We start from the raw sequence: 25,584 nt of genomic DNA, 5'->3' as shown, positions 1-25,584 counted from the left end.
CGGTGCCGCGATGCCGGCCAACGGGGACTTCGGCGACGACCTCGGGGTGCTCACCGGGCTGCGTTCGGGCAAGCGGTCGTTCTACCCGGAGTACTTGCGCTCCGCCGAGCGGCTCGAATGCGCGGTGCAGGCGCTGGACCGGATCTCGGGTGCGCTGGTTCGCACCGTCGAGGGCCCGCGCACGCTGGTCGAGGCGGTGGTGCGAGCGGCCGCCGAGCACCTGCAGGCCGACCGGCTGCTGCTGGCCATCGCCGACGGCGCGCTGCGGGCCGCCCGGCCGCGCTTCCTGCTGCTGCACCGCGGTGAACTCATCGACGACGAAGCCGACCTGCCGCCGGAGGCGCGCGAGCAGCTCGACGCGGTGCGCACCCGCCCGTGGGAGGTCGAGACGGAACCCGGTGGTGCGGACTGGGTCCGTGCCCCGATGACGCTCGACGGCGAACCCGTGGGCGGCATCGTCGGCTGGCCCGGAAGCGGGGTCCAGGTCGCCGACACCGATCTGGCCATCCTGCGCGTGCTGGCCAACCAGGCCGCCGTCGCGGTGCACAACTCCTTCCTGTTCCACGCCGCCGCGCAGCTGCGCGGACGAACCGAACAGCTCTCCGAGGCCGCGGCCAAGCACGCGAGGGATCTGGCCGCCCGCAACGCGGAACTGCAGGAGACGCAGCGCAGGCTGGTCGAGGCGATGCAGCGCCAGGCGCTGGACGACGAGCGCCACCGCATCGCGCGCGAGCTGCACGACACCGTGACCCAGTACGTGCTCAGCGCGGGCATGACCGTGGAGGTCTGCCGCGCCGAGCTCGCCGAGATGGGCCCGGAGGCCGCGCAGGTCGCCGAGAAGCTGGCCCCGGCGAAGGGACTCACCCAGCAGGCCGTGGAACGGTTGCGCGCGGCGATCTACGCGTTGCACCACGGCGACGAGGAACCGCCGGGATCGCTGCCGGTGCTGCTCAAGCAGCTGTCCACGGCGCACCTGTCCAGCGAGTTGCAGGTGGAGGTGCGGGTGGCGGGCAGCCCCGCGCCGCTGCCGCCGGAGGACGAGAGCTCGATCCTGCGGCTGACCGGCGAAGCGCTGTTCAACATCGTCTCGCACGCCGAGGCCACCCGCGCCGTGGTTCAGCTGGTCTACCAGCCCGAGCAGCTGCGGCTGACCGTCTCGGACGACGGCAACGGCGATCCGGCGCAGCTGCGGCGCTCGTTGAAGCTGGCCTCGGCGACGGACCTGGCCGGCAGGCATCGCGGTTTGGCCAACATGTCGGCCAGGGCAGCGGAGCTCGGCGGCACGCTGAACATTCGCCGCTCCCGGCTGGGCGGCGTCACGCTGCAGCTGCGAGTTCCGCTGTCGCCGTCCCCGGAGGTGGCGTCATGACCGGTATCGGCAACGAGATGGCCGCGCAGGCGGGCTCGGTTCCCGGGCCGCGCGAGCCGGAGACCGGCCAGGTGCGCATCGTGCTGGTCGACGACCACGCCATCGTCCGGCACGGCCTGCGCTCGGTGCTCGAGCGCGAGGACGACCTGCAGGTGGTCGGGGAGGCCGCCACGGCGGCCGAGACGCTGGCCGTCGTGTCCGGCGCCGAGCCGGACATAGTGCTGCTGGACCTCAAGCTGTCCACCGGCGACAACACCGAGGGCATGCAGCTGTGCGGGCAGCTCACCGAACTGCACCCGGATCTCGGCGTGCTGGTGCTGACCACGTTCCTCGACGGAGGTCTGGTCGTCGACGCCATCCACCGCGGCGCGCGCGGTTACGTCGTCAAGGACGTGGACACCACCGAGCTGGTCCGCTCGATCCGCGCGGTGGCCCGCAGGGAGAGCTCCTTCGACTCCCGCTCCGCAGCGGCGATGGTGGAGTCGATGAATTCGCCGAGCAGCGAGCCCCGGCTGACCGAGCGCGAGCTCAACGTGCTCCGCCAGCTCGCGCACGGGCTGAGCAACCGGGACATCGGTGCGAAGCTGTTCATCTCCGAGACCACCGTGAAGTTCCACGTCCGCAACATCATGCGCAAGCTGGGCGCGACCAGCCGGGCGGAGGCCGTCTACGGTGCGAGCAAGCTCCGGCTGATCTGAGCAGCTGTTCCAGTTCGCCGCGCGCGGCGGTGCGGGTGGCGGAAACTCGGACGCTGCCGGGTTCCGGGATCCGCCGTCGGTTCGAGCTCCGCCGCTCAGCGCTGCTCGGTGCGGTCGGCCCAGCCCGCGGGGAGGTCGCCGGGTGCGACGGAGATGACGTCCTCGTCGTTCTCGCCGACGTGCTCGAAGCGGGTGATCCTGGCGAACTCCGGGACGACGTAGATCGGGTAGGTCGGGCCCGCGTCGCGGTAGGCGCGCATCTCGTCGAGGTGGTCGTTCTGGAACAGCACGGTGCGCTCGCCGTGGGTGCGGATCCAGTCCGGGAAGAAGATCACGCCGTGCAGCACGCGCTCGGCGGGCACCACGTTCACCGCGACCGAGGTTCCGGTGGGCTCGGTCCAGGAGATCTTGTAGACGCCCTCGGTCAGCGCCACGAGGTCGACCTCCTGGTCCTTGACCCATCGGCCGCCGACGTGACCGGTGTGGATGCGGTAGTCGATCGTTTCCGCGTTCTTCACGTACATCTCGTACTGCCAGCCGTTGGCGTAGGTGTAGATGAACCGGTGGCCGACCAGCCCGGAGAGGTCTTGCGGCGGGACGGGACGGGCGACGGATGTCGGTGTGCTCATCGGATCGGTCCTCGGGTGCGTGTTGCGTTCGCTCACGCCTCGAGTTTGCCACAAAACTATTTTGAGACAAAAATGAACGGGCTATGATGTCGGTCATGGAAACCGCAGCCGAGTTCAGCCGACTGTTGGGGCCGCTGCGCCGGTCCGTTCTCCGCGCCACCCGGAACGCCGAAGGACTGCCCGATCTCCCGGAAGCGCAGATCGAGCTGCTGCGCGCCCTCGTGGCCGCGGGCCCGCTGAGCCCGGGCGAGGCGGCCCGCCGGCTGGGCGTGGCGAACTCGACGGTGAGCAACCTGGTCAAGGCGATGACGAACTCCGGCCTGGTGCGCCGCGAGCAGGCACCCGGCGACTTCCGCGGCGTACTGCTGGCGCCCACCGACACGGCCCTCGACCTGCTGGACCGCTACGACCGGACCAGCTCCGCCGCTCTGGCCGAGGCCATCGACCGGCTGTCACCCGACGACCGCGCGATCATGGCCGAGGCCGTCCCGGTGCTGCGGCGCCTCACCGCCGAACTCGAATCCGGCCGCGGCGGATGAGGACGGGGCCGGATCAAGCGCGGGTCCCGCGTCCGTCCGGATGCCGAGAGGTCAACGGCCGAGCCGGATTTCGAGCCAGCCGCCGTGGTGCTCGGTGACCTCGTGCGGGTGGCCGCTGCGGCGCCCGAGGTCGGCCAGGTCCCCCGTCGTGAAGGTGCGGACGTGGCCGAAGGCCGAGGTCGGTTCGTCCTCGAAGGGCACCGCGATGATCACTCGGCGGCGGGCGAGGCGGACGGCCTCGGCCAGGACCTGCTCCCCGCGCGCCGGCTCCAGGTGTTCCAGCAGGTGCATCGCGGTGACGGTGTCCACGGACCCGTCCGGCAGCGGGACCTGGCCCGCGTCGCACACCAGGGTGTGCATTCGTCGGCCGCGGGCAGCGGCGATGGTCTCCAGCAGCCGCATGCTGCCCGGGGCCAGGTCCGAGGCGATGACGTCGTGCCGGCCCTTCTCGAGGAAGAGCAGCGGCAGGAACCCGAAGCAGGAGCCGAGATCGAGCACGCGGCCGGGCGGCGCGAGGTCGAGCACGTGCCGGTAGACGGGGGCGAAGTCGGCGATCGAGGAGTGCGGGGCGCGCTCGTCCGGCCGCGTCCAGCACTCGCCGATTCGCGCGAGGGTGTTGTCGTAGAAGATCGTCCAGGCGCGGAGCGGATCGTCGAGCGCCGATTGCACCACGCCGGTGAACACCCGCTCGAAGATCTCGACACCGCTGAGCCAGCCGGGTGCGAACAGCTCCTCGGCGAGGATTCCGGACAGGTTGTTGTCCAGCTGCTCCGGGCGCAGCCAGTGGGTGATCTCGATGCGGCGCTCGCGCCGGTGCAGGCAGAAGTGCCGGGTGCGCGTCACCTGCGCGTTCCCGGTGCAGGTGACGCCGTGCCTGCGCACGGTCACCGCCCGGTCCCGGCAGGCGGGCGACAGCGGATCGATGTGCTGCGGCGCGACGCGCTCGGACGCGCTCACCGTCCGGTCACCCCGGTCGAGATGGTCTCCGCCGCGTGCGCGAGCCCGGGCAGGTCGCGCACCACGCGCACCTGGTCGCAGTGCTCGGCGTAGTCCGGCAGATCGCACCGGCCGAGGCGCCAGGAGTACCGGGGCTCCGGGGTCAGCCAGATGGTCTCTCGCACGCGGCGCGAGATGTCGGCGAGCGCCTCGACGTTCGGATCGTTGCCGTTGCCGCGCCCGTCGCCGAGCACCAGCACCGTGGTGCGCCGGTTGAGGGTGTTGCCGAACGCCTCCAGGAACCCGGCGAACATGGCGCCGTAATCCGAGTTCCCGTCGACGTCGAGCACACCGCCCTGCGGGAGGCCGTCGAAGACCAGCCCGAGCGCGCGCTCCAGCGGGTGGTCGGCGAACAGCTCGGTGATCTCCACCGGGTCGTCGACGAACGCGAAGGTGCGCACCTGCGCGAACAGCGCCTGCAGCCCGTGCACCAGGTGCAGGGTGAAGCGCGCGGTGGAGCGCACCGACAACGACACGTCCGCCAGCACCACCAAGCGCGGCTTGTCCTCGGCGCGCGTGACGGTCACCGGACGGAACGGAACGCCGTCGTAGCGCATGTTCCGCCGCATGGTGCGCGCCGGATGCACCCGCCCGCGCGGGGTGTTCCGCCGCTTGCTGGTCGGCGCGCCCCGCAGGCTGTGCACGATCCGCCGCAACGACTCCTCGAGCTGCTGGCGCTCGCCCTCGTCGACGCGGTCCTTCCTGCTGGTGGTGACCTCGCGGGACTCCTTCGCGGCGTCCTCCAGCTCGGCGAGCTTGGCCAGGTGCTGCTTGAGCATCTCCGGCAGGTTCTCCAGAACGGCCGCAGGACGCCCGCCGCCGGACTCGGCTGCGTCCTCGTCCTCGTCGGAGAGCCAGTCCAGCAGCGTCTGCTCCTCGGCGATGGTCAGCCGGGTGTCGATGCGCTTGCCGGTGTGCTCGGCGAGCGACCCGGGAGTTCCGGCGTTGTGCAGCTGCTCGGTCTCCAGCTGCACCGAGGGCACCGAACCGGCGCCCTGCTCGTTCTCCTTGGAGAACACCATCTCGTCGGTCATCGAGGCGAGATCGACCTTGTTGCTCTCCTGGTGCAGGTTGTACTGCTGCGCCATGTCGTCCGGGTCGAAGTAGTCCCGGATGTCGACCGGTTCGTCGTGGTTGTGCCCCTTCTGCGGGGTGTCGGCGGGTTCCTCAGAAGCGGTCAGCGACTGCAGATCCCCGGTGTCGGAGAGGTCGTCGTGCTCGTGGCCGTGCTCGTGCGCCTCGTCGGCGTCGATCACGGGTCGCAGCGTGAAGAACGCGTCGTAGACCTCGTCGAAGATCTCCTCGTCGCGGCGGTCCTTGACCATCGCGACCTTGAGCGCGTCGCGCAGGGCCTCGCGGTCGTCGAGCATTCCGGGCTGGGCGGCGCAGCGCATCGCGTCGGTGGCCTCGGAGACCGAGATGCGCATGCCGTGCAGGCGAAGCAGCCGGACGAACCGGTGCAGGGCGGATTCCATGGCCTGCCTCCTGCCGTGGGCCTACGACTGGCGCCGCGTGACGGCGGTGAACGAGCGCTGCCCCTGGCCACCGGTGCGCTGCGCGGGGGCGCCCGCGCCCTTCGCGGAGCCGTAGTAGGCCTCGTCGTGCCTGCCCGGTCGATCCTTGGCCGCCCGCACCTCGCGCCCGTCGACGTGTTCGTCGTCGTGCGAATGCCCGTGCCCGTGTCCGTGTCCGTGACCATGCCCGTTGCCGGGCAGGCGTTCCGGCACGTGGCGGTTGGGGTCGGTGAGCTCGCCGATCGCGTCCAGCGCGTGCTGCAGATCGCGCTCGTACTTGACGACGACGTTGACCGTCTCCGAGAGCACGGGAGCGTTGAGCTCCTCGGCACCGAGCACGGCCAGGGTGCGTGCCCAGTCGATGGTCTCCGAGATGCTGGGCGCCTTGCGCAGCTTGAGCTCGCGAAGCTGCCGGACCACGGTGACCAGCTGATCGGCGAGGTTCTCCGGCAGCCCGGTGCGCTTGGACCGCACGATTTCGAGCTCGCGCTCGTGATCGGGGTAGTCCAGGAACAGGTGCAGGCAGCGGCGTTTCAGCGCAGCGGAGAGATCACGGGTGTTGTTGGAGGTGAGCACGACGTACGGGGCCGTCGAGGCCGTGTAGGTGCCGATCTCGGGCACCGATACCTGGAACTCCGCCAGGCACTCCAGCAGCACCGCCTCCAGCGCCTCGTCGGCGCGGTCGACCTCGTCGACCAGCAGCACCGCGGGTTCCTCGCCGCGGATGGCCTCCAGCAGCGGCCGGGCGGCCAGGAAGCGGTCGGAGAAGAACACGCTGTCCTGCTCGCCGATGCGGTCGATGGCGGTGCTCAGATCCGGGGCATCGGCGACGATCTCGCTGATCTTGTCCCGCAGCATCTGGGTGTAGAGCAGCTGCTTGCCGTAATCCCATTCGTAGAGCGCCTTGCTCTCGTCCTGGCCCTCGTAGCACTGCAGCCGCAGCAGCTTTCGGCCGGTCACCTCGGCCAGCGTCGTGGCCAGCTCGGTCTTGCCCACTCCGGCAGGTCCTTCGAGCAGCAGCGGTTTGTCCAATCTGGACTGCAGGTAGACCGTGGTGGCCAGCCTGCGGTCGGTGATGTAGCCGTGCTCGGCGAAGCCCGTGCTCACCTCCTCGACCGAACCGAAGGGCTTGTCGCCGGGCTGCTGGGTCGTGGCGTCCTGCTGCACTGCGCACCTCCACCGATGAGAAGTGTTGCTGGAGTGGGAAACCGTGGCGCCACGCAGGTCGGAGGCGTGGCGCCACGGCGACTCGGGAGGTTCAGGTGGTCAGGTCGTCCAGATCACCGGTCATGCAGTGCTCGACCACCGGACGGACGGTGTCGAAGGTGCACTCCTTGGGGTTGCCCGGGGTGCAGGCGTCGCCGAGGACGTGCTTGGTGATCCGATCGACGTCGGCGGCGTCGCCGGTGATCGTCTTGTGCCGCTCGTAGTACTCCGTCGGGCCCTTGCCCAGCCGGTTCTTGGAGTAGGTGTCGGTTCCGATGTCGACGAACCGCTCGGTGATGCCCACGTCGCGCAGCAGCCGGATCGCGGCGTTCAGCGCGGCGTCGGCGGCCTGCGGATCGGTCATGCCGTGGGTGTCGATGCCCATCGCCTCGGCGATTTCGGCGAAGCGCTTGTAGGCCACCGGCATGTTGAAGGCCCACACGCGGGGCAGCGCGATGGCGTTGTTCAGCCCGTGGTGGGTGTCGTAGAAGGCGCTGACCGCGTGCGAGATGGAGTGGATGATGCCCAGGCCACCGGAGTTGAACGCCTGCGCGGCGATGTACTGCGCGTACATCATGCCCTCGCGGCCGGACAGGTTCTGGCCGTTCCACACCGCCAGCCGCAGGTTCTGCGCGGTCATCTTGACCGCGTGCAGCGCGTTGCCCAGCGACGGTGCGAAGTCCAGCCGCGAGACGTAGGGCTCGGAGGCGTGCGCGAGCACGTCGAAGCCGCACTGCGCGGTGTAGTCGATCGGGCATTCGTAGTACAGCACCGGGTCGTCGACGGCCAGCGTGGCCACCGAGCTGTCGTCGAAGGCCACGTACTTGTGCGGGTTGTCCGGATCGGTGGTGGTGTCGGTGATGACGTAGGCCCAGGAGGTCTCCGAACCGGTCCCCGCCGTGGTGGACACCGCGATGTGCGGCGGGTTCTTCGGGTTCTCCGACTTGTTGAAGCCCTCGAACTCGTTGACGTTGCGGCCGTCGTGGGCCACCGCGATCCGCGCGCCCTTGCACGCGTCGTGCGAGGAGCCGCCGCCGATGGACACGAAGGAGTCGCAGGCGTTGTCCTGGTACATCGTCACGGCGTCCATGACGTTGTAGTCCTTCGGATTGGACTCCACCTGGTCGTAGACCACCACTTCCAGCCCGTGGTAGCGCATCGACTCGACGATCTTGTGCACGATGTCGGTACCGCGCAGGCCCGACGTCATCACCAGCGTCTTGGTGAAGCCCAGGTTCAGCGCCTCGGGCCCGATCATCTCGTGCGCCCCGGGCCCCATCAGGGCACGCGGGAACGGGTGGAACTCCTTGATCGGGAACGGCTTGAGCAGCTCATCGACCTGCATGTGGCAGTCCTTTCCACGCGCGGCGTTGCACGTTGGTCTCCGGTCTCCCGGCCGGTTCCGGTCGGCGTCGGCGTTGGATCCGGTTGTGTTGAAAATTACGGCGGTGCACCGTCGGCGAGAACCGGCGCGAGGGCAGGACCGGTCTTCCGGTAGCCAGGTCGGAACGATCGGGGAGGGGCGGTACCTGACCGATCGGACAGGTCGGTGCACCACACCTGTTCGAACGGACGGGGCGGGCGAACCCGGTCGCAGGGCGTCTCCCGGTGGCGGTGCCGCCTAGCGTGTGGGCCACTGAGGACGCTGGGCCGCGCGCTCACCTGCCCGAGCTGGAACAGGCCCGAGATGATGAACGGAGAGCCCGCAATGTCGCAGTGGTTCGAAACGGTCGCGGAGGCGCATCGGCGCGCCCGCAAGCGGTTGCCGAAGTCCGTCTACAAGGCGCTGGTCGCGGGCAGCGAGCGCGGAAGCACCCTGCAGGACAACATCGCGGCCTTCGGCGAACTGGGTTTCGCGCCGCACATAGCGGGATTGCCCGCCGAGCGCGATCAGAGCACCACGGTGCTCGGTCGACGGCTGTCCTCGCCGGTGCTGATCTCGCCGACCGGCGTGCAGGCCGTGCATCCCGACGGCGAGGTCGCCGTGGCGCGGGCGGCCGCGGAGGCCGGAGTCGGAATGGGGTTGTCCTCGTTCGCCAGCCGGTCGATCGAAGACGTGATCGAGGCGAACGAGGAGACCTTCTTCCAGATGTACTGGGTCGGTGACCGCGAGCGCGTCCTGGCCCGCGCCGAGCGCGCCAGGAAGGCCGGCGCCAAGGGCCTGATCCTGACCCTGGACTGGTGCTTCGCGCACAGCCGCGACTGGGGCAGTCCGCCCATCCCGGAGAAGATGGACCTGCGGACCAAGCTCGGCTTCGCCCCGCAGGGCCTGCTGCGCCCGCGGTGGCTCTACGGGTTCGTGCGGCACGGCCTGCCGGACCTGACCACCCCGAACATGGTGCCGCCCGGTGCGGAAGCGCCCACGTTCTTCGGCGCCTACGGGGAGTGGATGTTCACCCCGCCGCCCACCTGGGAGGACCTGGCCTGGTTGCGGGAGCGCTGGGACGGGCCGTTGGCGATCAAGGGCATCACGCGCCCGGACGACGCGCGCCGCGCGGTGGACGTGGGAGCCGACGCGATCTCGGTGTCCAACCACGGAGGCAACAACCTTGACTCCACACCGGCCTCGATCCGCCTGCTGCCCGCGGTGGTCGACGCCGTCGGCGACCAGGTCGAGGTGCTGCTCGACGGCGGCGTGCGGCGCGGTAGCGACGTGGTCAAGGCGCTGGCCCTGGGCGCGAAGGCGGTGCTGATCGGGCGCGCCTACCTGTGGGGGCTGGCCGCCGAGGGACAGGCGGGAGTGCGCAACGTGCTCGACATCTTCCGCGACGGCATCGACTCGGGGCTGATGGCGCTGGGCAAGTCGTCGGTGGCCGAGCTGGCGCCGGAGGACGTGATCGTTCCCGAGGGCTTCACCCGCACCGTGCCGGTGGCCTGAACCAGTCCCGTGGCCATCAGCGGACGCTGCTGAAGTTGTCCGCGGGCACGTGGACGGAATCGGCAGTGGTGAAGGTGACTGTGACCCCGCCGGGTTGCCAGCTGACCTCGCGGATCCGGGGATCCGCGGAGCCGAAGCCCACCTCGACGGGATAGTAGTAGTGCTTCGCCCCGGGACCGAGGTGGAGTTCGTAGTGCGCACCGGTGACGTTCCAGAGCTTGACCAGGTGGAGGTCGCTGGACCGTCGACTTCCGGAGGGCCCGTAGGTCACGCCCGCGTCAGCGGAGGCCTCCTGGTGCAGCACCTCGCTGTGCAAGGTGAGCCGGGGGCCGATGAGCACGGCCAGGCCGAACAGCGCGGCCGCCAGGACGAATCCCGGAATCAATTTGCGCAACACGAACTCCCACGATGCCTGACGGTCCTGCCCCCGGGTCGGCCTGCCCGGGATTCTGGCAGCATCGTGCTGGCCGCCCCCGGTGGGCTCACCTGAACGCCGACCCACCGCTGCGGACGGGCTTCGTCAGCGCTGCAGGGTCTCCGAAGGGGAGTGGCCGTACTTGCGGCGGTAGGCGGCCGCGAACCGGCCCGTGTTGGTGAAGTTCCAGCGGGCCGCGACCTCGGCGACGGTGACCGCCTCGGCGGCCAGCAGCTCCTGGTGGGCGCGGTCCAGCCGGATGTCGCGCAGGCAGGCCGAGGGGGTCGCCCCCACGTACTCGCGGAATCCCTCCTGCAGCCGTCGGACGCTCACCCCGGCGATCCCGGCCATCTCGGAGGCCGTCCACGGGTGGCCCGGATCGGCGTGCAGCCGGTCCAGGACGCGATTGACGATGCGGGGCCGCGCCGGGGTGGAAGCGCCCTGGTCCGGATGCATGGCCAGCACGAACCCGGTCATGAGCGCGCTGGACAGCTGTGCGGTCAGCAGGTCGCTGCGCAGCAGCGCGTTGATGCCCTGCAGATCGGCCGACAGGGTGCGCGCGAAGTGCAGCCAGCCGCGGGTGGCTGCGCTGCGGCGGTCGATCTGGCTGGGCAGGTTCAGCCCGCCGGGCAGCGAGGTGGCCAGCACCCGCTCGGCCTCGCGTTCGAGGCGGGCGCGGTCGAACTTCACGCCGACGACCGTGCAGTCGGCCGACCAGCGAGTGATCGGCGTGGTGCGGTCGGGCGGGAAGATGGTGCCGGTGCCGTCGGTGGAGACGACGGTGTCCGCGCCGTGCCGGGACCGCAGGCTGCCGGAAAGCGGCATGTTCACCTCGTAGGCGTCCGGGTAGGCGCACTCGATGGCCACGTCGGCACCCCAGCCGATCCGGCCGACGGTGACCGGACCGAGGTCGACCGTGTGCATCGCGAGGTCGAGTCGTTCGGCGGGCCTCACGGGCCGCAGTTCGTGCGGGAAGTAGGCGCCGGTGACCGCGCGGATCGCCTCGCCCCAGTCACGCGTCGCCGCCCGGTGGACGACGTTCGCCGACGTTCCGGTAGCCATGTCGCCTCCTCGTTGAGCCGGCGGCTGCGGATTCCTTCGGTTGCGGAGAATTAAACCGGTCGACGACCGAAAGGTTAAGCACCGCTGGACGCGAACGGCCATTTCGTCGCGCAATCCGTCCCGGACCCGCGCTCGGTGGCTCGACGCCTCCCGCTGCTCGTGGTGTCGTCCCAGGTGTCACACCGGACGGCGATCCCGGATCCGCTGCGGACGTTCTCGAGACCACCAAACGAATCGGCTATGAATCCGGGCCGATTGAGACGTTCTGAAATCCATTCCGCGTTCGATTCGCGCCTGCGCGCGAATTGCGAGCGGGGGCCGGCGCGACCGGAAATTCGACGGAGGAGACCTGCGATGACGATGACGACCCCGAGCTGGATCGCAGACGTGACCATGGAGGAGCTGGAGCGCGACCCCTATCCGTTCTACGAGCGGTTGCGCTCCGAGGCCCCGCTGGCCTACGTGCCCGCGCTGGGTTGCTGGGTGGCCTCCACCAAGGAGATGTGCAAGCGCATCGCCGGGACCGATGACAGCGACTTCGAGGGCGTCATCGCCCCGGCCGGGCGGCGCACCTTCGGCGACCCGGCGGTGCTGGACGCCAACGGGGCCGAGCACGACGACCTGCGCGCGATGGTGGACCCCGGGCTGCAGCCCAGCGAGGTCGACCGCTACGTCGACGATCTGGCGCGCCCGATCGCGCGCCGCTTCCTCGCCGAGTTCGAGGAGGACGGCAAGGCCGACCTGGTGGCGCAGTACTGCGAGCCGGTGAGCGTGCGCAGCCTCGGCGACCTGATGGGGCTGCAGTCGGTGAGCTCGGACAAGCTGCGCGAGTGGTTCCGCAAGCTCAGCGTGTCGTTCACCAACGCCGGGGTGGACGAGAACGGCGACTGGGCCAACCCGGACGGCTTCACCCCGGGCGACGAGGCCAAGGCCGAGATCCGCGCCGTGGTGGATCCGCTGCTGGACAAGTGGGCGGTGGAACCCGATGACAGCGCGCTGTCGCACTGGTTGCACGACGGCATGCCGCCCGGCCAGGTGCGCGACCGCGAGGTCATCTACCCGAACGTCTTCGTGTTCCTGCTCGGCGCCATGCAGGAGCCGGGGCACGCGATGGCCTCCACCATCGCGGGCCTGTTCACCCGGACCGACCAGCTGGAACGGGTCATCGACGAGCCGTCGCTGGTGCGCAAGGCGATCACCGAGGGCGTCCGGTGGACCTCGCCGATCTGGTCGGCGGTGGCCCGGCGCAACCACCAGGACATGACCATCGACGGCATCGAGCTGTCCGCGGGCTCGGTGGTGATGATGTCCTACGGCTCGGCCAATCACGACGAGAACGACTACGCCTCGCCCGCCGCATTCGACCTGGATCGCACCCCGGTGCCCAACCTCGCCTTCGGCGCGGGCAAGCACGCCTGCGCGGGGACCTACTTCGCCACCGAGGTCGTGCGCATCGCGCTGGAAGAGCTGTTCGAGGCGATCCCGAACCTGGAGTTCGACCCCGACCACGAGGTCGACTTCTGGGGCTGGGGCTTCCGCGGCCCGCTGGAACTGCACGCCAAGTGGGAGGTCTGATGTCCGCGCCGACCGATTCCCACCAGGTGCGCATCCAATCGCTGGAGCGCACCACGAACTGCCCGGCGGATCAGTCGATCCTGGAAGCGTGCCTGCGCGACGACATCTGGTTGCCGCACTCCTGCACCCAGGGCACCTGCGGCAGCTGCAAGATGAAGGTCCTCGACGGCGAGGTGGCGCACAACGACTCCTCGGAGTACACGCTGACCACCGAGGAACGCGCCGCCGGGATCGCGCTCGGTTGTCAGGCCACGCCTCGCTCGCCGCTGGTGCTGGAACCGGTCGAGCAGTTCGACCCGGACGACGGCGTTCCCCGGCACCAGCTGCGCGACCACGTCGGCACCGTCGTGGCGCTGGACGACATCGCCCGCGACATCCGGTTGCTGGTCGTCGAACTCGACGAACCGATGGAGTTCAATCCCGGCCAGTACGCCGAGATCCTGGTTCCCGGTTCGGACGTGGCCAGGCAGTACTCGATGGCCAACCCGCCGTCGGAGACCTCCCGCCTGGAGTTCCACATCCGGCGCGCACCGGGTGGCGTCGCCACCGACGGCTGGATGTTCCGGAGCCTCGGGCTGGGCGACCGGATCGAGCTCAAGGGACCGCTCGGTGATTTCGGGATGCCCGTGGTGCAGGAGGAACCGGCGATCCTGATCGGTGGTGGCACCGGGCTGGCGCCGCTGAAGTCGATCGTGCGGCACGCGCTGACGCACGACCTCGCGCCGGAGCTGCACCTGTACCACGGCGGGCGCACCGAGCAAGACCTCTACGACGTCGAGTTCTTCCGGGACCTGGAGCGCGAGCACGACCGGTTCACCTACCGGCCCTGCCTGTCCGAACAGGACTGGGACGGTGCCACCGGGATGGTCACCGACGTCGTGCTGCAGGACTTCCCGTCCTGCCGGGGGCTGAGCGCCTACCTGTGCGGACCACCCGCGATGATCGAAGCCGGTGTCAAGGCGCTCAAACGCCGCCGCATGGCACCGCGCAGGATCCACCGCGAGGAGTTCCTCGACGCCTCCCACGCGGCCACGGCGGCGCCGTGACCAACGGTGGTGCGCCCGGCTCCCTCCGGGCGCACCACCGACCCCGTCAGGTCAACGCCAGCGCTGCGCTGATCGCCGCGGCGATCGCGAACGCGCTGCCGCCCATGAACGTCTCCATCAGCGTCCAGCTCCTGAGCGTGTCCCGGATGTCGAGGTCCATGTAGCGGTTGAACAGCCAGAAGCCCGAGTCGTTGACGTGCGACAGGACTGTGCCGCCCGCGGCGATCGCGATCACCACCAGAGCGGTCTCCGGCTGCGAGAGGTTCATCTCCGTGATCAGCGGCGCGACGATCGGCGCCGTGGTCACGATGGCCACCGTCTTGGAGCCGAGTGCGACGCGCAGCGCGGTCGCGATCAGGAACGCCAGCACGACGACCGGGAGCGAGGTTCCCGCCAGCATGTCGGCGAGCGCGTCACCGGCACCGCTCTGCTCCAGCACCGCGCCGAAGACACCGCCCGCCCCGGTGACGAGCAGCACCAGTGCCACCGGGCCCAGCGAGGCCGATGCGGCCTTCTCGATGCGCTCCATGCCGAACCCGCCGCGCAGGCCCAGGACCCAGAACGACAGCAGGGTGGCCACGGTCAGCGCGATCACCGGGGCGCCGATGAACTGCAGCGTTTCGCGAACAGCGCCCTCCGGGAAGACGATCTCGGCGAACGTGTTGAGCATGATCAGCAGCACCGGTAGCAAGATCACCGATACCGTCACGCCCAGCGACGGTCGCGCCTGCGTGCCGACGCCTCCACCGCTGCGCGAGCCGGACTGCTCCTGGGCCTCGCCGATGAGTTGCGCGGGAACCGGCGTGCCGAGCCGGTCGCCGATGCGCGTACCGAAGAGGTAGGCGCCGATGAACCACGCGGGAAGCCCGCAGACCACGCCCATGATCGCCACCCAGCCGAGGTTGGCGCCCAGCAGGCCGGCCGCCGCCACCGGGCCGGGGTGCGGCGGCAGCACCGCGTGCATGATCGCCAGGCCGCCCGCGGCCGGTAGCGCGAGGCTGATCACCGAGCGACCCGAGCGCTGCGCGACCGAGTAGATCAGCGGCAGCATGATGATGAACCCGACGTCGAAGAACACCGGGATGCCGAAGATCAGTGCGGTGATCCCGACTGCCAGCGGCGATCGCTTTTCCCCGAAGGCGGCGAGCATCCGCTCGGAGAGCACCTCGGCGGCGCCGGACTCCTGGATCAGCCTGCCGAGCATGGCGCCGAGCGCGACGATGATGGCGATCTCGCCCATCGTCTCGCCCATGCCCTCCTCGAGCAGTTCCGGGATGTCCGCCGGGCTGATGCCCGCCACCACCGCCACCACGATGCTGACCACCAGCAGGGCCAGGAAGGCGTGCAGCTTCGCCTTCATGACCAGCAGCAGGAGCAGGGCGATCCCGCCGACGACGAGCACCAGCAGTGCCCACGGCGGTAACGACCACGCGGTCGCCGGGTCGTCGGCCGCCAGTGCGGCCGCGTTCAACACATCCATCGATCCGGTAGGCATCGTTGCCTCCTGTTCAGGGCGCCAGGTGCCGGGCGGACGGGCTCCGCCCGTTCGCTGATCGGTGTTCTCGCGGCCGCGAACAAGGCGGCGGCCGCGCGTTTTCGAGTTGTTCTACGAGTTGTTCCGGGGTGCGGTGGTAGCCGCGGGCGGTGTGGGACTCGGCGGGCGCCGCGGCGGGGTCGCGGACGTCGTCCGGCGAGGACGGCCGCGGCGCCGCGTGCGGGCGCGCTCGCTGCCCGCACCGCCAGGCACACCGCGAGTCGAGACCATCGCCTCGGGCGTCACTCCCGGTCGAGCGCTGGACGTTTGGGATCGAAGGTCCAGCCGGGGACGAGGTAGCGCATGGCGGCCGCGTCGTCCCGGGCCCCGAGCCCGCGTTCCAGGTAGAGCTGGTGGGCCTCCGCGACGCGCTGCTCGTCGAGCTCCACGCCGAGCCCGGGCTGGTCCGGAACCGGGAGCAGTCCGCCGTCGATGCGCAGCGGATCGCGGGTGAGCCGCTGGCCGTCCTGCCAGATCCAGTGCGTGTCGATGGCGGTGATCTCACCGGGTGCCGCTGCCGCGACGTGGGTGAACATGGCCAGCGAGACGTCGAAGTGGTTGTTGGAGTGCGATCCCCAGGTCAAACCCCAGTCGTGGCAGAACTGGGCCACCCGGACCGACCCGCTCATCGTCCAGAAGTGCGGGTCGGCGAGCGGGATGTCCACCGCGCCCGCGCGCACCGCGTGCCCGAGCTGGCGCCAGTCGGTCGCGATCATGTTGGTGGCGGTGGGAAGACCTGTCGCGCGGCGGAATTCGGCCATCGTCTCGCGCCCCGAATAACCTTCCTCGGCGCCGCAGGGGTCTTCGGCGTAGGCCAGCACGTCGCGCAGTCCGCGTCCGATCTCGACGGCCTCGGGCAGCCGCCAGGCGCCGTTGGGATCGAGGGTGATGCGAGCGTCGGGAAATCGGCGTGCCAGCGCGGTGACCGCCTCGGCTTCGGCGTGCGCGGGAAGCACGCCGCCCTTGAGCTTGAAATCGCGGAACCCGTAGCGCTCGCGGGCGGCCTCGGCCAGCCGCACCACCGCCTCCGGGGTGAGCGCCTCCTCGTGCCGCAACCGCTGCCAGTCATCCCCGCCGGGCTCGCTGCGGTAGGGCAGATCGGTCTTGTTCCGGTCGCCGATGAAGAACAGGTAGCCCAGCACCGGGACGTGCTCGCGCTGCTGCCCGTCGCCGAGCAGCTCGGCGACCGGAACGCCCAGGTGCTTGCCCAGGAGGTCCAGCATGGCCGATTCGATGGCGGTCACCGCGTGCACGGTGATCCGCAGATCGAAGGTCTGCGCGCCGCGGCCTCCGGAGTCGCGGTCGGCGAAGCGCGCGTGCACCTCGCGCAGCACCGACCGGACGCGCGCGACCGGTTCGCCGACGACGAGATCGGCGGCCTCTTCGAGGGTGCCCCGGATCGGCTCGCCGCCGGGCACTTCGCCGACCCCGGTTCGGCCGTCGGAATCGGTGAGCACCACCAGGTTCCTGGTGAAGAAGGGCGCGTGCGCGCCGCTGAGGTTGAGCAGCATGCCGTCGTGCCCGGCGACCGGGATCACGCGCATGCCGGAGATCACGGGAGCGGATGTCATGGTTGTCGCCTCCGGGCTTCAGTTCCTACCTGGTTCGCCGTCGGCGCGCCGCAGCAGCCCTTCCGGGTTGCCCTCGCGCACCGGGCTCGGCAGCAGTGCGGTGGGCACGTCCTGGTAGGCGACCGGGCGGAGGAATCGCTCCGCGGCGCGCGTGCCCACCGACGTCGTTCTCGAGTCAGATGTGGATGGATATGGTCCGCCGTGGACCATCGCGTGCCCGACCTCCACTCCGGTGGGCCAACCGTCGAACAGCACCCGACCGGCCTTGAGCTCCAGGACTTCCAGCAGCTCGCCTGCCGCGGCGCGGTCGCTCCCGGCGGCGTGCACAGTGGTGGTCAGCTGCCCGTCCAGGGCTTCGGCCACCGCGTGCAGCTGGGACACGTCCCGGCAGCGGACCACGATCGAGCAAGCCCCGAACACCTCTTGCCGGAGGGTTTCCGAGCCGACGTAGCTGTCCGCGTCGGTGGCCAGCAGCGCCGGTCGGCAGGCCACCGGGAGCTCGGACTCCGGCCCCCGTGCCAGCACTCGCACCGCCGAGTGCTCGGACAGGGCGCCGACGCCGTCGGCGTACGCGCGGGCGATACCGGGCGTGAGCATGGTGGTCGCCGCTGCGCCGGTCACCGCGGCGGTGGCGGAGGCGAGGAAGCGATCCAGCTCCGGGCCCTCCACGGCCACCACGACACCGGGATTGGTGCAGAACTGTCCCGCCCCGGAGGTCATCGACGCGACGAATCCGGAGGCGATCTCCTCGGCCCGCTCGGCCAAGGCGCCGGGCAGCAGGAACACCGGGTTGGTGCTGCTCATCTCGGCGTAGACCGGGATCGGTTTCGGCCGGGCCTGCGCGGCGGCCACCAGCGCCAGCCCGCCGGACCTGGACCCGGTGAACCCGACCGCCTCGATGCGCGGATCGGTCACCAGCCGGGTGCCCAGATCCGGGCCGTCGCCGAACAACAGCGAGAACGTCCCGGCGGGCAGCCCGGATTCGGCGACCGCGTCGGTGATCGCCCGCGCGACCAGCTCGGAGGTTCCCGGGTGCGCGTCGTGGCCCTTGACCACGACCGGGCAACCCGCGGCCAGCGCCGAGGCGGTGTCTCCGCCTGCCACCGAGAACGCCAGCGGGAAGTTGCTCGCGCCGAACACCGCCACCGGGCCCAGCGGCACCCACCGCTGGCGGATGTCGGCGCGCGGCGGTGTGCGCTCGGGCAGCGCGGGGTCGATGCGCGGCACCTCGAGGTCGCCGTCGCGCAGCAGCTTCGCGAACATCCGCAGCTGTCCGGTCGTGCGGCCGCGTTCCCCGGTCAACCGGGCGATCGGCAGTCCGGTCTCGGCATGCGCCCGCTCGACGAGTCCGTCGCCGAGGGCCTCGATGTTGTCCGCGATGCGTTCCAGGAACTCCGCGCGATGTTGCAGCGGAGTCCGCCGGTAGTCGCCGAAGGCCGCGGCGGCCGCGGCGCAGGCGCGTTGGACGTCGGAGGCGTCGCCGTGCGCGAACGCGGGCTCGAGCGCCGCACCCGTGCTCGGGTCGATCGCGCGGATCGTCGCGCCCGATCCGGTGACGGGGGAACCCGCGATGATCATCGTTCCGCTCGGTTCGGTCACCGGGGCACCTTCTCGATCAGCTCGGTGAGCATCTGCTGCTCGGCGGCGGTCAGGTCGGTCAGCGGGGTTCGCACCGGTCCGGCCGGGCGCCCGATCGAACGCATGCCCGCTTTGACGATGCTCACCGCGTACCCCGCGCCGCGGTTGCGGATGTCGCAGTAGGGCAGCACGAACTCGTCGAGGTAGCGGTAGACGGTGGCCCGGTCGCGCTGCCGAACCGCGTCGTAGAAGCGCAGCGCGAACTCGGGCACGAAGTTGTACATCGCCGAGGAGTAGGTGGTCACACCCATTTCCAGGTACGGCAGCGCGAAGGTCTCCGCGGTGGGCAGCCCGCCGACGTAGGTCAGCCGGTCGCCGACGCGCGAGTAGACGCGGGTCATCTTCTCGATGTCGCCCACGCCGTCCTTGAACCCGATGAGGTTCGGGCAGTCCTCGGCCAGCCGCGCCACGGTGGTGTCGTCGTAGATCGCGTTGGCCCGGCTGTAGATGATCACGCCCAGCTCGGTGGCCTCGCAGACCGCGCGCACGTGGGCGTACAGGCCCTCCTGCGTGGCGGCGGTCAGGTACGGCGGAAGCAGCAGCAGCGCGTCCGCGTCGGCGCGCTCGGCCGAGCGGGCCATCTCGGTCGCGGTCGCGGTGCCGTACCCGGCGGGCGCGATCACCGGCACCCCGGCGGGTGCCTCCTGCACCGCGGCGGTCACCACCTGCTCGACCTCGCCCAGGGTCAGTGAGAAGAACTCGCCGGTGCCTCCCGCGGCGAACAGTCCAGCCGCGCCGAAACCTCCGAGCCAGCCGAGGTTGTTCCGGTAGGCGGACTCGTCGAAGCCGAGGTCGTCGCGGAAGTGCGTCACCGGGAACGAGAGCAAGCCGCCTGCGAGTCGTTCGGCGACATCGGGTGGCGTGAAGCGGGGCATCGATTCTCCTCCAGATCCGTTCAGCGGTTGGAGGTGACGGTAGAGTCGAGATTCAATGCACGTCCAACTCCGATACCGCATCCACTGATACCCGAACGGCATCGATGTTCACGATCAACCAGCTGACCGGATTCGTCGCGGTCGCAGAGGAAGGCCACTTCGGCCGAGCCGCGCAGCGGCTGAACCTGACCCAGCCCCCGTTGAGCAGGCAGATCCAGCAGCTGGAGCGCGAACTCGGGGTGGACCTGATCGACCGCGGCAGCCGCACGATCCGCCTCACCCCGGCCGGGCGCGCGTTCCTGCACGACGCGCGCAGGCTGCTGCACGACGCGGAGGAGGCCGCGCAGTCGGTGCGCCGGGTGACCGGCGGCCGATCCGGTGTGCTGCGGCTCGGTTTCACCGCGACCTCGGCCTACGGGCTGCTGGGCGGCCTGCTGAGCACCGCGCGCGAGCACCTGCCGCACGTGGAGGTCGTGCTGCACGAACTGGTCACCCGCGACCAGCTGGAGCGGATCTCGGCCGATTCGCTGGATCTCGGGCTGGTGCGCCCGCCCGTCCCGCCCGGTCTCGACTCGCGGGCGCTGCGCTCGGAGCCGCTGCTGGCGGCGTTGCCAGCCGAGCACCCGCTGGCCGCCGAGAGCGAGCTGGAGCTCTCGGCGTTCCACCAGGCCGAGGTGGTGGGCTACTCGCCGTTCGAAGCCCGCTACTTCTACGACCTGCTGGCGGTGACCTTCCACGAAGCCGGTGTGCGCCCGGCCTACGTCCAGTACGCCGACCAGGTGCACACCGTCCTCGCCCTGGTGGAAGCCGGACTGGGCATCGCCCTGGTCCCGGCCACCGCGGCCCGGCTGCGCGTGGAGGGCGTCGTGCTGCGCCCGGTCCACCTGCCCGTCCCGAATCCCGTCGAGCTCCACCTGGCGTGGCGCGAGACCAACAACAACCCGGCGCTGCACACCTTCCTGGACCTGATGCGCGAAGACGGGTAGCCGGGAGTCCGGCTACGTCGTGGTGCGTAGTCCGGTCGTCGCGCGCGGGCCGATGTCGGCGAGCGCCACCGCTGGAACCCTCCAGGGCGAGATCCGGCGACCCGCAGGTGGTGATCAAGATGCGCGGGGCTTCCGCGGTGGCGCTGATCGGTGCCGACCTGGCCGCGGCGTACCGGGACGGCTCGCGGGCCGAGCGCGCCTGCTATCGGGTCGCGGTCGTGCTGGCGGTGGTCGGGGTCTTCCACCTCGGAGTGCTGCTGGCGACCGGTGGGCAGTGGACCGGCCCGCTGTCCTGGCGCAAACCGATGACCTTCGGCCTGTCGTTCGGGCTCACGCTGGCCACGCTGACCTGGGTTCTGTCGTTCCTGCCGATGCGCCCGCGCGTCCGCTCGCGGCTGCTCGCGGCGTTCGGCACCGCCTGCGTGGTCGAGGTCGCGGGCATCACCATGCAGGCCTGGCGGCGGGTGCCGTCGCACTTCCTCCCGCCGGACCGGGTCACCGGGCTCGACGTGCTCTCGGCCGTGGCCGCCGCCTCCGGCGCGGTGGTGATCGTGGCGGTGGTCGTCTTCGCGACCGCGCGTGCGCTGCGGCGCAACGACGAGCTCGAGCGGGGGATGCGCCTGGCGCTGCGGGTCGGTTTCCTGTCGCTGCTGGCGGCCATGGTGATCGGTGTGCTGATGCTGGCCGGTGGGCAGGTGCTCACCCGGGCCCAGGGCGAGGTCAGCGGAGCCTTCGCGTTCACCGCGACGCTCAAGCCCGGCCACGCGGCGACCATGCACGGCGTGCTCGTGCTCCCGGCGATCGCCTGGTCGTTGCGCTTCACCGACCGCTCCGAACGCACCCGGCTGAACCTGGTGCGCTTGGCCTGCGCGGGCTATGGCGCCTTCGCGGTGAGCGTGGTCGTCGCGACCCTGGTGGGCATCGATCCGCTCGGCGCGGCACCGATGCTCGCGCGCGTGCTGCCGGTGGCCGGTGCGCTGATCCTGGCCGCGGCCGGGACGATGACCATCTGCGCCCTGGCGGTGACCGATGTGGGCCGAATCCCGTTCCACGACGGCCGGTCCGGTTCGGCCGAGGTCCGGTCGTGATCCAGAACCGGTCGGCGGGCAGGCGGCGACGGGATGCGCAGCTGCTCGTTCGGTGTCCGCTGCTTCGCGGGCTGCTCCGGTCGTGCGCTCGCACCTTCCCGCGCGCTTCAGTCCGGCACCGGGATGCCGAAGTGCGGTGTCCCGTCCGGGTTCCAGTGCAGCTGCTGGATCCGGGTGTGCCGGTTGGGATCCAGCAGCGGTTCGCCTTCGATCTGCTCGTACGGCCGGGCGTGGTAGACGAGGAGGTCGGTCTGGCCGTCCTCGTCCACGGTGAAGCAGTTGTGCCCCGGTCCGTACTGGCCCGTGACGTCGCTGCTCGCGAACACCGGGTCGGGCGATTTCGTCCACGACGCCGGATCCATCAGGTCCGCGTCGGCATCGGCGCTGAGCATCCCGAGGCAGTAGTTGCTGTCGGTGGCGCTGGCCGAGTAGGTCAGGAACAGGCGGTCGCCGCGCGAGAGCATCGCCGGGGCCTCGTTGACCGCGTGCCCGCGCCGTTCCCAGTCGAAGGTCGGTCGCGAGAGCATCGCCGCCGGTCCCGCGAGGTGCAGCGGATCGGACATCGGTGCCAGGTAGATGTTGGTGTTGCTGTCGATGTCGCGGTCGTGCTGGGCCCACGCCAGGTAGCGCTTGCCGCGGTGGGTGAAGGTGGTCGCGTCCAGCGAGAACGTCGACCACCCGGTATCGATCGGCCCTCGCGCCGTCCACGTCCCGGTCAGCGGGTCGGGGGAGGGGTTGACCAGCGCGTACATCCGGATGCTGCCCAGTCCCGAGCCGTCTCCGGCCGCGAAGTAGATGTACCAGGAGCCGCCGATGCGGTGGATCTCCGGCGCGAAGACGTGCGAGCTCAGCTCACCGCTGTCGCGGCTGCGCCAGACCACGTGCTCAGCGGCCGTGCGCAAGCCTTGCGGCGTGCGGGACGCGCGCAGGATGATCCGATCCGATTCGGGGAACGTGGCGGTGAAGTAGTAGTGGCCGTCCGAGTGCTTGTGGACGTGCGGATCGGCCCTTCGCCACGCGATCGGGTTCGCGTGCTCGGCCGCCCCGGCCCGTCCGCCGGTGGCCAGCGCCGCGCCGGCGACCAGCATTCCGGTCAGCACCCAGCGCCGGCTCATCGCACCAGGCCGATTCGTCGCATCATCGCCGACCACCTGCGCCGCTCCTCCCCGCGTGCGGATCCGTCGCGGTCCACAGTGGGTGGCGGAGGAGCGGAAGCGGTTCTATCCCGGCGATTCGGCGTTGCGTTCGAAGCTGTAGTCCGTCCGGGTGGTCACGGGCGCATCGTTCCGGTGGCCACGAATCGCTGGTGCCAGGACGGTGCCTCGCCCAGCAGGTGCGGGGTGTGCCTGCCGCCGCGGCGTCGGCATCCATCACCTTCGCCGCCAGAGCTCGGTTTCGAATGCGCCCGGTCATGTCGCCGTCCTCCCGCCGCGTCGAGGTCGAACGGCCACCGCGCTCGGCGGGGTGGCCGGACTGGGCGGGAGCGTAAGCCCGACCACAACGCGCTCTCCGGGACGTGCGTCATGCGGTGGTCGTCCACGCCGGTGCGCAGCGGCGAACTCGCCGTTCAGCGCGCTGAATCCGGAGCGGCGAAACCGCGTAGCGCCCGGCGCGCCCGGTTCGCTGGGCGACAACGACTGTCGCCCAGCGAACAACGCTCCGAGCGGGACGGCGCGGCGTTCGGGGGTTGTTTCGGTAAGCGGCGATATCCGCGTGCGCTGCTGCCCGCGCCGCCACGCACACCGCGAACCGGAATAGCTCCTCAGTCCGCCGTCCGGAAGGCCGCGTCGAAGGACTCGGCCGGGGGCTCGATGGCGACCAGGCGCCGGACGAACTGCAAGGCGTCCGGCGCGCCCTGCAAGCGGTCCATGCCCGCGTCCTCCCACTCGACCGAGATCGGGCCGTCGTAGCCGATCGAGTTGAGCGTGCGGAAGATCGGCTCCCACGGCACGTCGCCGTGGCCGGTGGAGACGAAGTCCCAGCCGCGCCGCGGGTCGGACCAGGGCAGGTGCGAACCGAGGCGACCGTTGCGGCCGTTGAAGTGGGTGACCGACTCCTTGCAGTCCACGTGGTAGATGCGGTGCCGGAAGTCCCACAGGAACGTCATCGGATCCAAGTCCTGCCAGACGAAGTGGCTCGGGTCGAAGTTCAGCCCGAACGCCTCGCGATGACCGATCGCCTCCAGCGCGCGGTGGGTCGTCCAGTAGTCGTAGGCGATCTCGCTGGGGTGCACTTCGTGGGCGAAGCGAACGCCGTGCTCGTCGAAGACGTCGAGGATGGGGTTCCAGCGGTCGGCGAAGTCGGCGTAGCCGCGTTCGATCATCTCCGGTGGCACCGGCGGGAACATCGCGACCGCGTGCCAGATCGACGAGCCGGTGAAGCCGACCACCGTGGAGACACCGAGCTTGCGGGCGGCGCGCGCGGTGTTCTTCAGCTCCTCCGCCGCGCGGTGGCGCACTCCCTCCGGATCGCCGTCTCCCCAGATCCGCTTGGGCAGGATGTTGCGGTGCCGTTCGTCGATCGGGTGGTCGCAGGTCGCCTGGCCCACCAGGTGGTTGGAGATCGTCCAGACCTGGAGGCCGTACCGGTCCAGGATCTCGCGTCTGCCCGCGACGTAGTCGTCCTCGGCGACGGCGCGATCGACTTCGAAGTGATCGCCCTGGCAGCCGATCTCGAGTCCGTCGTAGCCCCACTCGGCCGCCAGGCGGCAGACCTCCTCGAAGGGGAGATCGGCCCACTGACCGGTGAACAAGGTGACCGGTTTCGGCATCGTGCGCTCCTCACTGCTCGTCATCGGCGATGGCGGTCCAACGCCCGTCGTCGTGGGCGCTCCGCTCGACCGCGTCGAGCACCCGCTGCACCCGCAGGCCGTCGTCGAACGAAGGACGCGGCTGCTCCTCGGCGGCCAGGCAGCGCACCAGGTCGGTGATCTCGTGCGTGAACGTGTGCTCGTAGCCGAGTCCGTGGCCCGGCGGCCACCACGCTTCCAGGTAAGGATGGTCGGGTTCGGTGACCAGCACGCGGCGGAACCCGGCAGTGGTGGCGTCCTCGGTGGCGTCGTAGAACTCGAGCTCGTTGAGCCGCTCCAGGTCGAAGGCCAGGCTTCCCGCGCTGCCGTTGATCTCGATGCGCAACGCGTTCTTGCGCCCGGTGGCGAAGCGGGTGGCCTCGAAACTCGCCAGCCCGCCACCGGAGAGCCGGGCCTGGAACAGCGCGGCGTCGTCGACGGTCACCTCGCCGTGGCCCGAACCGTCCGGCAGCGGCCGGCTGCGCACGAAGGTCTCGGTGGTGCCGGAGACCTTCGTCAGGCGCTCGCCCGTGATGAACTGGGTGAGGTCGACGATGTGCGCACCGATGTCACCGAGCGCGCCGGAACCGGCCTGGTCCTTCCGCAACCGCCAGACCAGCGGGAAATCGGGATCGGCCACGAAGTCCTGGAGGTACTGCGCACGCACGTGCCGGACCTCGCCGATGCGGCCCTGCTCCACCAAGCGGCGAGCGAGAGTCGTGGCGGGCAGCCGCCGGTAGTTGAACCCCACCGCGGCGAGAACGCCGCGCTGCACCGCCCGTCGCGCGGCAGCTGCCATCTCGCGGGCCTCGTCCACGCTGTTGGCCAGCGGTTTCTCGCACAGCACGTGCTTTCCGGCCTCGAGGGCCGCGATTGCGATCTCGGCGTGCGAGGAACCCGGGGTGCAGATGTCGACCAGCTGCACCCCGGGATCGTCGAGCACGCGTCGCCAGTCCGCCTCGGACGCTCGCCAGCCCAGCGTCCTCGCGGCTTCGGCCACCTTGACCGTGTCCCGGCCGGCGAGCACGTTCATCTCCACGTCCATCGGCAGGTCGAAGAACCGACCCGCGCTGCGCCAGGCGTGCGAGTGCACCCGGCCCATGAACGAGTAGCCGATCATCCCCACACCGAGCGCGGGCTTGCTGGGCTGCATCTCTGGTGTCCCTTCCACTCGCCG

22 protein-coding genes are annotated in these 25,584 nt (G+C 70.5%); 8 read left to right on the top strand and 14 right to left on the bottom strand.

Annotated elements, in window-relative coordinates; all coding sequences use genetic code 11:
- Positions 1-10: 10 nt before the first annotated feature.
- The gene (locus ABD289_RS10605) at positions 11-1,369 is read left to right on the top strand and encodes a MadS family sensor histidine kinase (RefSeq protein ID WP_344129451.1); all 1,359 of its coding nucleotides are present in this window, start codon (positions 11-13) and stop codon (positions 1,367-1,369) included.
- Between the two features lie 17 nt (positions 1,370-1,386).
- Positions 1,387-2,067 carry a MadR family response regulator transcription factor gene (locus ABD289_RS10600; RefSeq protein ID WP_344129703.1) on the top strand — a complete coding sequence of 227 codons (681 nt, stop codon included), beginning with the start codon at positions 1,387-1,389 and terminating at the stop codon, positions 2,065-2,067.
- A 95-nt stretch (positions 2,068-2,162) separates the two neighbouring features.
- On the opposite strand, the gene ABD289_RS10595 is transcribed toward ABD289_RS10600, so the two are convergent.
- Positions 2,163-2,696: a phenolic acid decarboxylase gene (locus ABD289_RS10595; RefSeq protein ID WP_344129448.1), complete on the bottom strand. Its 534-nt coding sequence runs from the start codon at positions 2,694-2,696 to the stop codon at positions 2,163-2,165.
- Positions 2,697-2,791: 95 nt separating this feature from the next.
- Between ABD289_RS10595 and ABD289_RS10590 the strand changes: the two genes are divergently transcribed.
- Positions 2,792-3,235 carry a MarR family winged helix-turn-helix transcriptional regulator gene (locus ABD289_RS10590; protein WP_344129445.1) on the top strand — a complete coding sequence of 148 codons (444 nt, stop codon included), beginning with the start codon at positions 2,792-2,794 and terminating at the stop codon, positions 3,233-3,235.
- A 51-nt stretch (positions 3,236-3,286) separates the two neighbouring features.
- On the opposite strand, the gene mftM is transcribed toward ABD289_RS10590, so the two are convergent.
- The 4 genes from mftM to mdo form a co-directional block, all read right to left on the bottom strand.
- Complete coding sequence (gene mftM, locus ABD289_RS10585; protein ID WP_344129442.1) at positions 3,287-4,192, bottom strand: mycofactocin oligosaccharide methyltransferase MftM; 906 nt, start codon at positions 4,190-4,192, stop codon at positions 3,287-3,289.
- On the bottom strand, positions 4,189-5,706 hold the full coding sequence (locus ABD289_RS10580) for a VWA domain-containing protein (protein WP_344129439.1): 1,518 nt from the start codon (positions 5,704-5,706) through the stop codon (positions 4,189-4,191). The genes mftM and ABD289_RS10580 overlap by 4 nt, the downstream gene beginning before the upstream one ends.
- A 21-nt stretch (positions 5,707-5,727) precedes the next feature.
- Positions 5,728-6,912: an AAA family ATPase gene (locus ABD289_RS10575; RefSeq protein ID WP_344129436.1), complete on the bottom strand. Its 1,185-nt coding sequence runs from the start codon at positions 6,910-6,912 to the stop codon at positions 5,728-5,730.
- Positions 6,913-7,003: 91 nt separating this feature from the next.
- The gene (gene mdo, locus ABD289_RS10570; RefSeq protein WP_344129433.1) at positions 7,004-8,296 is read right to left on the bottom strand and encodes an NDMA-dependent methanol dehydrogenase; all 1,293 of its coding nucleotides are present in this window, start codon (positions 8,294-8,296) and stop codon (positions 7,004-7,006) included.
- A gap of 363 nt (positions 8,297-8,659) precedes the next feature.
- On the opposite strand from mdo, the gene mftD reads away from it, so the two are divergent.
- Complete coding sequence (mftD, locus tag ABD289_RS10565; protein ID WP_344129430.1) at positions 8,660-9,829, top strand: pre-mycofactocin synthase MftD; 1,170 nt, start codon at positions 8,660-8,662, stop codon at positions 9,827-9,829.
- A gap of 16 nt (positions 9,830-9,845) precedes the next feature.
- Here mftD and ABD289_RS10560 read toward each other — a convergent pair whose 3' ends face one another.
- Both ABD289_RS10560 and ABD289_RS10555 read right to left on the bottom strand, forming a co-directional pair.
- Positions 9,846-10,226, bottom strand: coding sequence for a hypothetical protein (locus tag ABD289_RS10560; RefSeq protein ID WP_344129427.1), 381 nt, complete (start codon positions 10,224-10,226; stop codon positions 9,846-9,848).
- A gap of 123 nt (positions 10,227-10,349) precedes the next feature.
- The gene (locus ABD289_RS10555) at positions 10,350-11,306 is read right to left on the bottom strand and encodes an AraC family transcriptional regulator (RefSeq protein ID WP_344129424.1); all 957 of its coding nucleotides are present in this window, start codon (positions 11,304-11,306) and stop codon (positions 10,350-10,352) included.
- A gap of 354 nt (positions 11,307-11,660) precedes the next feature.
- Here ABD289_RS10555 and ABD289_RS10550 point away from each other — a divergent pair, with 354 nt between their 5' ends.
- A complete protein-coding gene (locus ABD289_RS10550) occupies positions 11,661-12,881 on the top strand; it encodes a cytochrome P450 (RefSeq protein ID WP_344129421.1) in 1,221 nt (406 codons plus the stop codon).
- Positions 12,881-13,927: an NADH:ubiquinone reductase (Na(+)-transporting) subunit F gene (locus ABD289_RS10545; protein WP_344129418.1), complete on the top strand. Its 1,047-nt coding sequence runs from the start codon at positions 12,881-12,883 to the stop codon at positions 13,925-13,927. Before ABD289_RS10550 ends, ABD289_RS10545 begins: the two co-directional genes overlap by 1 nt.
- 46 nt (positions 13,928-13,973) lie before the next feature.
- On the opposite strand, the gene ABD289_RS10540 is transcribed toward ABD289_RS10545, so the two are convergent.
- From ABD289_RS10540 to kdgD, 4 genes are all read right to left on the bottom strand, one after another.
- Complete coding sequence (locus tag ABD289_RS10540) at positions 13,974-15,422, bottom strand: GntP family permease (RefSeq protein WP_344129415.1); 1,449 nt, start codon at positions 15,420-15,422, stop codon at positions 13,974-13,976.
- 281 nt (positions 15,423-15,703) lie between these two features.
- The gene (locus ABD289_RS10535) at positions 15,704-17,032 is read right to left on the bottom strand and encodes an enolase C-terminal domain-like protein (protein WP_344129412.1); all 1,329 of its coding nucleotides are present in this window, start codon (positions 17,030-17,032) and stop codon (positions 15,704-15,706) included.
- Positions 17,033-17,050: 18 nt separating this feature from the next.
- On the bottom strand, positions 17,051-18,631 hold the full coding sequence (locus ABD289_RS10530; protein ID WP_344129409.1) for an aldehyde dehydrogenase (NADP(+)): 1,581 nt from the start codon (positions 18,629-18,631) through the stop codon (positions 17,051-17,053).
- Positions 18,628-19,545, bottom strand: coding sequence for a 5-dehydro-4-deoxyglucarate dehydratase (gene kdgD / locus ABD289_RS10525; RefSeq protein WP_344129406.1), 918 nt, complete (start codon positions 19,543-19,545; stop codon positions 18,628-18,630). Before kdgD ends, ABD289_RS10530 begins: the two co-directional genes overlap by 4 nt.
- 104 nt (positions 19,546-19,649) lie before the next feature.
- On the opposite strand from kdgD, the gene ABD289_RS10520 reads away from it, so the two are divergent.
- Positions 19,650-20,531: a LysR substrate-binding domain-containing protein gene (locus ABD289_RS10520; protein ID WP_344129403.1), complete on the top strand. Its 882-nt coding sequence runs from the start codon at positions 19,650-19,652 to the stop codon at positions 20,529-20,531.
- Between the two features lie 119 nt (positions 20,532-20,650).
- Positions 20,651-21,619 (top strand): hypothetical protein, encoded by a 969-nt coding sequence (locus ABD289_RS10515; protein WP_344129400.1) that lies wholly within the window; start codon positions 20,651-20,653, stop codon positions 21,617-21,619.
- Positions 21,620-21,726: 107 nt separating this feature from the next.
- Here the strand turns inward: ABD289_RS10515 and ABD289_RS10510 are convergent, their stop codons facing one another.
- From ABD289_RS10510 to ABD289_RS10500, 3 genes are all read right to left on the bottom strand, one after another.
- Complete coding sequence (locus ABD289_RS10510) at positions 21,727-22,734, bottom strand: glycoside hydrolase family 43 protein (protein WP_344129397.1); 1,008 nt, start codon at positions 22,732-22,734, stop codon at positions 21,727-21,729.
- 647 nt (positions 22,735-23,381) lie between these two features.
- Complete coding sequence (locus ABD289_RS10505) at positions 23,382-24,389, bottom strand: sugar phosphate isomerase/epimerase family protein (RefSeq protein ID WP_344129394.1); 1,008 nt, start codon at positions 24,387-24,389, stop codon at positions 23,382-23,384.
- A 10-nt stretch (positions 24,390-24,399) separates the two neighbouring features.
- The gene (locus tag ABD289_RS10500; protein ID WP_344129391.1) at positions 24,400-25,560 is read right to left on the bottom strand and encodes a Gfo/Idh/MocA family protein; all 1,161 of its coding nucleotides are present in this window, start codon (positions 25,558-25,560) and stop codon (positions 24,400-24,402) included.
- Positions 25,561-25,584: the final 24 nt, after the last annotated feature.

The organism is Saccharopolyspora halophila (assembly GCF_039531955.1).
GTDB lineage: Bacteria > Actinomycetota > Actinomycetes > Mycobacteriales > Pseudonocardiaceae > Saccharopolyspora > Saccharopolyspora halophila.
The sequence above is the reverse complement of the archived record's forward strand: the minus strand, read 5'-3'. Positions and strand labels throughout refer to the sequence as shown.

Coding starts and splice junctions, on each gene's coding strand:
- ABD289_RS10605 (WP_344129451.1), top strand. CDS start 11: ATGCCGGCCAACGGGGACTTCGGCGACGACCTCGGGGTGCTCACCGGG.
- ABD289_RS10600 (WP_344129703.1), top strand. CDS start 1,387: ATGGCCGCGCAGGCGGGCTCGGTTCCCGGGCCGCGCGAGCCGGAGACC.
- ABD289_RS10595 (WP_344129448.1), bottom strand. CDS start 2,696: ATGAGCACACCGACATCCGTCGCCCGTCCCGTCCCGCCGCAAGACCTC.
- ABD289_RS10590 (WP_344129445.1), top strand. CDS start 2,792: ATGGAAACCGCAGCCGAGTTCAGCCGACTGTTGGGGCCGCTGCGCCGG.
- ABD289_RS10580 (WP_344129439.1), bottom strand. CDS start 5,706: ATGGAATCCGCCCTGCACCGGTTCGTCCGGCTGCTTCGCCTGCACGGC.
- mdo (WP_344129433.1), bottom strand. CDS start 8,296: ATGCAGGTCGATGAGCTGCTCAAGCCGTTCCCGATCAAGGAGTTCCAC.
- mftD (WP_344129430.1), top strand. CDS start 8,660: ATGTCGCAGTGGTTCGAAACGGTCGCGGAGGCGCATCGGCGCGCCCGC.
- ABD289_RS10555 (WP_344129424.1), bottom strand. CDS start 11,306: ATGGCTACCGGAACGTCGGCGAACGTCGTCCACCGGGCGGCGACGCGT.
- ABD289_RS10550 (WP_344129421.1), top strand. CDS start 11,661: ATGACGATGACGACCCCGAGCTGGATCGCAGACGTGACCATGGAGGAG.
- ABD289_RS10545 (WP_344129418.1), top strand. CDS start 12,881: ATGTCCGCGCCGACCGATTCCCACCAGGTGCGCATCCAATCGCTGGAG.
- ABD289_RS10540 (WP_344129415.1), bottom strand. CDS start 15,422: ATGCCTACCGGATCGATGGATGTGTTGAACGCGGCCGCACTGGCGGCC.
- ABD289_RS10535 (WP_344129412.1), bottom strand. CDS start 17,032: ATGACATCCGCTCCCGTGATCTCCGGCATGCGCGTGATCCCGGTCGCC.
- kdgD (WP_344129406.1), bottom strand. CDS start 19,545: ATGCCCCGCTTCACGCCACCCGATGTCGCCGAACGACTCGCAGGCGGC.
- ABD289_RS10520 (WP_344129403.1), top strand. CDS start 19,650: ATGTTCACGATCAACCAGCTGACCGGATTCGTCGCGGTCGCAGAGGAA.
- ABD289_RS10515 (WP_344129400.1), top strand. CDS start 20,651: ATGCGCGGGGCTTCCGCGGTGGCGCTGATCGGTGCCGACCTGGCCGCG.
- ABD289_RS10510 (WP_344129397.1), bottom strand. CDS start 22,734: ATGAGCCGGCGCTGGGTGCTGACCGGAATGCTGGTCGCCGGCGCGGCG.
- ABD289_RS10505 (WP_344129394.1), bottom strand. CDS start 24,389: ATGCCGAAACCGGTCACCTTGTTCACCGGTCAGTGGGCCGATCTCCCC.
- ABD289_RS10500 (WP_344129391.1), bottom strand. CDS start 25,560: ATGCAGCCCAGCAAGCCCGCGCTCGGTGTGGGGATGATCGGCTACTCG.